At 74.2% G+C, this 7,195-nt stretch carries 10 protein-coding genes; 6 read left to right on the top strand and 4 right to left on the bottom strand.

Features of this window, described 5'->3' with window-relative positions; translation table 11 throughout:
* On the top strand, nt 1-424 hold a 424-nt coding region (locus tag GV155_RS06110; RefSeq protein ID WP_442938822.1), incomplete at its 5' end, for a DoxX family protein.
* Between the two features lie 37 nt (nt 425-461).
* Here GV155_RS06110 and GV155_RS06105 read toward each other — a convergent pair.
* Complete coding sequence (locus GV155_RS06105; protein ID WP_160006198.1) at nt 462-809, bottom strand: DUF2695 domain-containing protein; 348 nt, start codon at nt 807-809, stop codon at nt 462-464.
* 81 nt (nt 810-890) lie between these two features.
* On the opposite strand from GV155_RS06105, the gene GV155_RS06100 reads away from it, so the two are divergent.
* From GV155_RS06100 to GV155_RS06085, 4 genes are all read left to right on the top strand, one after another.
* Nucleotides 891-1,739 carry an aldo/keto reductase gene (locus GV155_RS06100; protein WP_160006196.1) on the top strand — a complete coding sequence of 283 codons (849 nt, stop codon included), beginning with the start codon at nt 891-893 and terminating at the stop codon, nt 1,737-1,739.
* A gap of 69 nt (nt 1,740-1,808) precedes the next feature.
* The gene (locus GV155_RS06095) at nt 1,809-2,024 is read left to right on the top strand and encodes a hypothetical protein (protein ID WP_160006194.1); all 216 of its coding nucleotides are present in this window, start codon (nt 1,809-1,811) and stop codon (nt 2,022-2,024) included.
* Entirely contained in the window at nt 2,021-2,470 is a 450-nt protein-coding gene (locus GV155_RS06090) for a hypothetical protein (RefSeq protein WP_160006192.1), read from the top strand. The genes GV155_RS06095 and GV155_RS06090 overlap by 4 nt, the downstream gene beginning before the upstream one ends.
* 55 nt (nt 2,471-2,525) lie before the next feature.
* Nucleotides 2,526-3,206 (top strand): peptidylprolyl isomerase, encoded by a 681-nt coding sequence (locus GV155_RS06085; protein ID WP_160006190.1) that lies wholly within the window; start codon nt 2,526-2,528, stop codon nt 3,204-3,206.
* Between the two features lie 33 nt (nt 3,207-3,239).
* Here GV155_RS06085 and GV155_RS06080 read toward each other — a convergent pair whose 3' ends face one another.
* Together GV155_RS06080 and GV155_RS06075 are read right to left on the bottom strand one after the other, a co-directional pair.
* Entirely contained in the window at nt 3,240-3,728 is a 489-nt protein-coding gene (locus tag GV155_RS06080; RefSeq protein WP_160006188.1) for an OsmC family protein, read from the bottom strand.
* Nucleotides 3,729-3,769: 41 nt separating this feature from the next.
* Nucleotides 3,770-3,919 (bottom strand): hypothetical protein, encoded by a 150-nt coding sequence (locus tag GV155_RS06075; protein WP_160006186.1) that lies wholly within the window; start codon nt 3,917-3,919, stop codon nt 3,770-3,772.
* Nucleotides 3,920-4,151: 232 nt separating this feature from the next.
* Between GV155_RS06075 and GV155_RS06070 the strand changes: the two genes are divergently transcribed.
* The gene (locus GV155_RS06070) at nt 4,152-5,171 is read left to right on the top strand and encodes an NADP-dependent oxidoreductase (RefSeq protein ID WP_160006184.1); all 1,020 of its coding nucleotides are present in this window, start codon (nt 4,152-4,154) and stop codon (nt 5,169-5,171) included.
* Nucleotides 5,172-5,261: 90 nt separating this feature from the next.
* On the opposite strand, the gene GV155_RS06065 is transcribed toward GV155_RS06070, so the two are convergent.
* Nucleotides 5,262-7,034, bottom strand: a complete 1,773-nt coding sequence (locus GV155_RS06065) for a SpoIVB peptidase S55 domain-containing protein (RefSeq protein ID WP_160006182.1) — start codon at nt 7,032-7,034, stop codon at nt 5,262-5,264.
* Between the last annotated feature and the right edge of the window lie 161 nt (nt 7,035-7,195).

The raw sequence follows: 7,195 nt of genomic DNA, 5'->3' as shown, positions 1-7,195 counted from the left end.
CCTCCGCCTCGCCGGCCAGGCCGTGCTCGGCGCGTTCCTGGTGGCCGCCGGGACCGCCCACCTCACCTCCCTGCGCACCGAGTTCCGGGCCCAGGTCCCGCCGTGGGTGCCGCTGGACGTCGATCTGGTCGTGGTGGCCTCGGGCGTGGTCGAGCTCCTGGTGGGTGCCGCGCTGCTCCTCACCCTGCTGCCCGGTCGCCCCGCCCGCGCCCGGGTCGGCGCCGGGCTGGTCGCCGCGGGGCTGTTCGTGGCGGTCTTCCCCGGCAACGTCGCGCAGTACGTCGAGGGTCGGGACGCCTTCGGCCTCGACACCGACCAGGCGCGCCTGGTCCGGCTGTTCTTCCAGCCGCTGCTGGTGGCGTGGGCGCTGTGGTGCACCGGAGCCGCCGGGTGGCTGATCACGCGGCTGCGCTCCCGCCGCTGAGCACGTCCCCAGCCCGACGGATCACCAGCGCGGCAGATCACCAGCCCGACGGCACGTCCCACCGGGTCCGTCGCACCCAGTGCGCGCACGGACGGGCCGAGGTGGCGCCCACCCCGGCGCATCCGGGCCACGGCGTCGGCTCGGTGAGCTCGTCGGTGTCGAGGTCGCGCTGCCACAGCGCGCGGGCGGGCCAGAAGCCGCGCTCCAGCACGGTGCAGTCGCAGCGCGCACCGACGCCGAGCAGCCGTTGCTCCAGGCCCACCGCCCGCGGCACGCGGGCCTCACGGAAGCGCAGCACGTGCTCCCAGGTGTGGGCGCAGCCGTCGCCGGCCACCGCCCGGCGCAGGAAGCACAGCAGGCACTCGCTCTCGCTCGGCTCGACCACCCGCCCTGTCTACGGCCCGCCGCCGACACCCCACCCCCACAGGCGAACGCGCCGTCGGCGCCCGCCCCTAGGTTCGGCGCCATGACCTCCTCGAGCGACCTCCCGACGTACCCGCTGAACGACGGCACCACGATCCCGGCCGTCGGCTTCGGCACCTACCCGCTGTCTGACGACGAGGGGATCACCGCCGTGCAGAGCGCCCTCGAGGTCGGCTACCGGCTGCTCGACACGGCGGTGAACTACGGCAACGAGACCGAGGTCGGCGAGGCGCTGCGCCGCTCCGGGGTGCCCCGCGAGGAGGTCGTGGTGACGAGCAAGCTGCCCGGGCGCCACCACGGCTACGACGACGCCGTGGCCAGCGTGCACGAGTCGCTCGGCCGGCTCGGCGTCGAGCAGATCGACCTGCACCTCATCCACTGGCCCAACCCGTCGGTCGACCGCTACGTCGAGGCGTGGCGGGCCCTGGTCGACTGCCAGCGCGAGGGCCTGATCCGCTCGGTCGGCGTCTCGAACTTCACCCCGACCCACCTCGACCGGATCATCGAGGCCACCGGCGTCACCCCGGCGGTCAACCAGATCGAGCTGCACCCGTACTTCCCGCAGGAGCAGATGCGCGCCGAGAACGAGCGGCGCGGGATCCGTACCTGCTCCTGGAGCCCGCTGGGCAAGCGGCAGGCCCCGTTCACCGAGCCGCCGGTCGCGGACGCGGCCGAGCGCCACGGCGTCACGCCCGGCCAGGTCATCCTGCGCTGGCAGGTCCAGCTCGGCGCGGTCCCGCTGCCCAAGTCGGCCACGCCGGAGCGGCAGCGGGCCAACCTCGACCTGGGCGGGTTCGTGCTCGACGAGGCCGAGATGGCCGCGATCACCGGGCTCGCCAAGCCGGACGGACGCCTCTTCGGCGGCGACCCCGACACGCACGAGGAGATGTGACCCAGGTCGTGCCCGGGCGGACCCGTGGGGGTGGGGATGCCCGCGGTGGGACGCCCGTAGGTTCGCGGCATGACCCGTAGCAGCGAAGAGCTCGAAGCCATCCAGGCCGTCGTCGACCGCGTCGGCTCCTACCAGGACGGTGCCACCGAGGGCACCACCGAGAAGGAGCTCCGCTCGGCGTTCGGCGAGACCGACATCGACCCCACCGAGGACGAGATCAGCAAGCTGGTGGACGCGATCGAGGCCGACCCGGCCTCCGCGGACGCCGCCACGGTCCTCGGGTGACGGAGGAGCGCCCCTCCTCGGAGCACCCGTCGGCCGAGCACCAGCGGCCGGCGGGTGTCAGCGACGCCACCGTCGCGGCGCTCGGCACGCTCTCGGAGGCGCTGGAGGTGGTCGAGCACGCGCGCGGCCACCTCTACGCCTTCCACCGGCTCTGCGGCACCGCCGACCTGACCCTGGGCAAGGCCGCCGACGAGCTGCGCGAGGCCGGGCACGCCGACCTCGCCGACACCGTCGAGCGCGACGTGATCGGCCGCAACATCCTCGAGGGCCGCTGGAGCTTCCAGGTCGTCGAGGAGTACGACGACGGCTACTACACCGCCGTCAAGGACGCCGAACGACGCGCCCGCGACGAGCTGGTCGGTGGCCGCCGGCACCTCTTCGAGGCCGAGATGAAGGAGGACCGGCGCACCCGCGGCCGGCCCGAGCACACCGCCACGCCGGAGTGAGCGGGCGCCCACCCCGACCGCGGCCGGGCGCCCACCGCCCACCTACGATCGCCGCATGATCCGCCCCCTGCGCCGCGCCGTCCGCCGCCCCCTGTCCGCCGCCGCCGTGCTGGTGGCCCTCTCCGGGGGCCTGGCCGCCTGCGGTGAGGACAGCACCACGGCCACCGAGGAGCCCGCCGCCGAGGGCGAGAGCTGCGCCTACCCGTCGGCCGGGACCGCCGCGAAGGAGGTCGACGCCCCGCCGGCCACGGCCACCGAGACCGGCGAGGTCACCGCGACCATCACGACCTCCGCCGGCGACGTGCCGATCACCCTCGACGCGGACGCCGCGCCCTGCACGGTCAACTCGTTCGTGTCGCTGGCCGAGCAGGACTACTTCACCGACACCCCCTGCCACCGGCTGACCACCGCGGGCATCTTCGTGCTCCAGTGCGGCGACCCGTCCGGCAGCGGCACCGGCGGCCCCGGGTACTCCTTCCCCGACGAGCTGACCGGCGACGAGACCTACGGCCCCGGCACGCTGGCGATGGCCAACGCCGGCCCGGACACCAACGGGTCGCAGTTCTTCATGGTCTTCGACGACAGCCCGCTGGACCCCGACTACACCGTCTTCGGGTCGATCAGCGAGGAGGGCCTCGCCGTGGTCCAGGAGGTCGCCGACGCCGGCGCCGAGGGCGGCGCGCCCGACGGCCCGCCGGCCGAGCCGGTCGACATCACCGGCGTCACCATCGGCTGACGACCCCGCTCACGACCCGGCCCGGCCGAGGCCTCACTGCGAGGGGTCGGTCGTGCCGTGCGGGTCGCTCCCGGCGGGGCTCACGAGGTCGTACGCCACCGGGGTGGCCAGCTGCACGGTCCGCGACACGGTGCACAGCCGGTCGCGGGTCTGCTCGACCGCCCGCGGCAGCATCGACCGGGCGCGATCGCCGTCCGGCCCCTCGGGGAAGCCGACGTCGACGCTGACGCGGATCCCGGTCAGGTGGTTCCCGTCGTCGTCCCGGGTCTTGTGGCCCTCGACCGCCAGGTGCACGTGGTCGGGGTCCACCCGCTTGCCGGTGACCAGCTCGATGTCGACGGCGCTGCAGCCGGCGATCGCGGCCAGCAGCAGCTCGACCGGGGTGAAGTCGGGGTCCGAGCCCCGGCCGACGGGCAGCACTCCCCCGCGGCCATTGCTGGCCAGGTAGCGCCCGGCCCCGATCTTGCGCAGCTCCACGCCGCGCCGGCCGTCGTCGGCTGCCTGCTCAGTGCTCGTCGTCATGCACCGAGCCTGCCACCGGGCGGGTGCGCCCGGTGCGGGGGTCAGGCTGCGCGGGCCTCGCGGCGCCACAGCGCCAGGCCGCGGCGGCCGCCCGAACGGGAGAGCTCGATGTCGCGCAGCTGGGCCCGGTCCTGGCGCGACCAGGCGCGCCCCTCGGTGATGCCGTGGGCCACGTACTGCTGCGTCGTCATGATTCTCAAGTCCTCTCGAGGGCCCGGGGGGCCCGGCGGCGCGGCTCGTGCAGCGCGCCTGGTGATAGCGATCCCGTCATGGACCATGGTGTCCGACGGTGATGACAGGTTAGCGTCGGGAGCGCTTGGTCCATTCCCCGACGACGGGGTGACCTCGGGCACGTCCCGGACGCCCGTACGACGTCCCCGCCGCAGGTCAGGGCGTTCGTCGTGCGGCTGGCAGGATGCAGGCATGACCACCCGAACCGCACGCCAGGTCCAGCTCGTCCGCCGCCCCGCCGGCCTCCCCACCACCGACGACTTCCGCATCGTCGACGTCGACCTCCCCGACCTCGGTCCCGACCAGGTCCGGGTCCGCAACACCGTCCTGTCGGTCGACCCCTACATGCGCGGTCGGATGAACGACACCGAGTCCTACGCCGAGCCGTACGCCCTCGAGGCGCCCATGCTGGGCGCCGCCGTCGGCGTGGTCGAGGAGTCGACCTCCGACCGGGTGCCGGTCGGCGCGACGGTCAGCCACGGCGCCGCCTGGCGCGACGCCGAGGTCCTCGACGCCGGCGAGGTCCGGGTCGTCGACACCGAGCGCGCCCCCGCCTCGGCCTACCTGGGCGTGCTCGGCATGCCGGGGCTCACGGCGTACGTCGGGCTGCGCCGCATCGCCGCACTGGCCGAGGGCGAGACCGTCTTCGTGTCCGGTGCCGCCGGCGCCGTCGGGTCGGCGGTCGGCCAGTTCGCCCGCCAGCTCGGCGCCGCACGCGTGATCGGCAGCGCCGGCTCCCCCGAGAAGGTCGCCTGGCTAACCGAGGAGCTCGGCTTCGACGCGGCCTTCGACTACCACGACGGCAAGGTCTCGCACCTGCTGCGCGACGCCCTGGACCGCACCGGCGGCGGCCGCGCCGACGTCTACTTCGACAACGTCGGCGGCGAGCACCTCGAGGCGGCGCTGCTGCACCTCGCCGAGTTCGGCCGGGTCGCGGCCTGCGGCGCGATCACGACGTACAACGACCAGCAGCCCGCCCCCGGCCCGCGCACGATCGGGCTGGTGGTGCCGCGCAAGCTGACGATCCGCGGCTTCATCGTCAGCGACCATGCCGACCTGGCCGGCGACTTCTACGCCAGCGCCCCGGGCTGGGTCGCCGACGGCTCGGTGCGCACCCGCGAGACGTACTTCGAGGGCCTGGAGCAGACCGTCGACGCGTTCCTCGGACTGTTCTCCGGCGCCAACCTCGGCAAGATGCTCGTCCGGCTCTGACGCACACCGGCTGAACCACCCCGCAACGCCACGACGGCGGCACCGGTCCCCCGACCGGTGCCGCCGTCGTGCGTCCTGCCGGCGTGCGTCCTACCTGCGGACGATCCGGAGGTTCGAGGCCTGACCACCGCGGACGACCTCGTCGCCGGGCTCGCCGACCTCCTCCGCGATGATCTTCGAGCGGCGCTGGTAGGTGCCGATGCTGGCCGACACCTGGTCGTTGCGGACCCGGTCCTCCAGCCCGGCCAGCACCTTGTCCAGCGTGCCGCCGGAGCGGCCGTAGTAGTTCCGGCTGCCGCCGCCGACGGCGATGTAGCCGTAGTCGCCCGCGGCGCTGCGCGGCACGTCCAGGTTGAAGCGCTCGGTGCGCGAGGACCCGTCGGAGGAGGTGACGGTCGCCCGCAGCTTCACGGTGTCGCCGGCGACGGCCCGGTTGCGCCGACCGAGGTTGGTCCACGTGCCGGAGACGAGGCGCTCGACCTCGGTGACCCGCGAGACCGAGGTGTCCTCGACGATCTCGGAGCCGACGGTGACGGTGTCGAGGTCGACGCCGCCGATCCGGCTCAGCGAGTAGACGGCGTTGGCGACGTCGAAGACCGTGCCGAAAGCGATGTCGCGCTGCTCGGTGTAGCGGTCGGCGTAGGAGACCGAGAAGGGCTGCCCCGCCCCGTTGGTGCCGGTGATCTCGACGGTCTGCAGCTCGGTGCCGCCGGTGATGCCGTCGAGCACCCGGTCGTGGTTGGCCAGGACGCCGTACAGCGTCGTCTCCGCGGTGGCCTCGTCGAGGTTGACCTCGGTGCTGCCGGTGCGGCTGCGGCCGTCGTAGGACACGGTCGAGGTGATCGTGGCCGAGTCGGGCAGGGGGCCGAAGGTGGAGGTGATCCCGGCCAGCCGGTCGTCGGTCACGGTGCCCACGGGGGCGCCCGCGTTGGCGACCTTGAACGGCGCCCCGAGCGACTCCTCCTGGATGTAGAGCGCCTCGGCGGGGTGCAGGCTCAGCGTGGTGTCGCCGGTGAAGGAGAAGGGGTGGCCGAAGCCGACCACCCGGTCGCCGCAGACCGAGGTCACGGTCCCGACGCCCACGGCGTCGATGTCGCCGTAGTAGACGGCCGCGGCCAGGTTCCCGCCGGCCACCAGGTCGTCGCCGTCGGCGGCCACCGCACCGGCGCCCCCGCGGGCGACCCGCGCGCCGCTGACGACGGCGCCGTCACCGAGGTACGCGTGCTTGTCGGCCTTGGCCTGGACCTGCGTCAGCCGCTGCGCGGACAGCCCGCTCACGCTGACCGGCATCGGCAGCCGGCTCAGGCCCTCCTCGGCCTGGGTGGCGCTGACGTCGGAGCCCGCGGCGACGGCCCGGGCCGTGCGCCCGTCGACGCCGACGCGCGCGGGGGCCGCGGCGTCACCGAGGTAGTCGTCCATCTCCTCGAACGGGGTGATGCCCGCGACGGGCGAGGAGCCGTACGACAGGCCGTAGGCGACCGCGCCGATCAGGCGGCCGTCGGCGGCGTAGACCGGGGAGCCGGACATGCCCTGCCAGATGCCACCCACCCGGTCGATCTCGGGCGAGGAGAGCCGGGCCAGCACCATGTCGAGGCCCGGGGCGATCCCGTCCTCGAGGACGCCGATGACCTCGCCCTGGAAGCCCTCGGGCTCGGTCCCGTCACTGACGGTCAGGCCGGTGACGGCGTCGCCCTGGGCGACCTCGGCCACCGGGAAGGCCTCGGTGCAGTCCTCGGCCGGCGCGGCCCAGGAGCCCTGCCCGCCGCTCAGGGCCAGCAGCGTAGAGGAGGCGACGACGGCCAGCGAGGTGGTGGCGACCGCTGCCCTGCGACGTGCGCGGGAGCGGGACAGAGGAGTGGACATGGGGGTTCTCCTTCCGAGAACGGTGCGGGCGCGGAGGACGCGCTGCCTGCTGTGACGCACCCCACCACGCGTCGGTTGCCGCGGACGGTCAGCGGCGCGTCCTGGTCTGGTCCAGTTCTTTGCCGCCGCGCGCCGACGGGTCGCATCGAGCCGTCTCCTAG

Source organism: Nocardioides sp. AX2bis, from assembly GCF_902506435.1.
In the GTDB taxonomy this organism is placed as follows: Bacteria; Actinomycetota; Actinomycetes; order Propionibacteriales; family Nocardioidaceae; genus Nocardioides.
The sequence above is the reverse complement of the archived record's forward strand: the minus strand, read 5'-3'. Positions and strand labels throughout refer to the sequence as shown.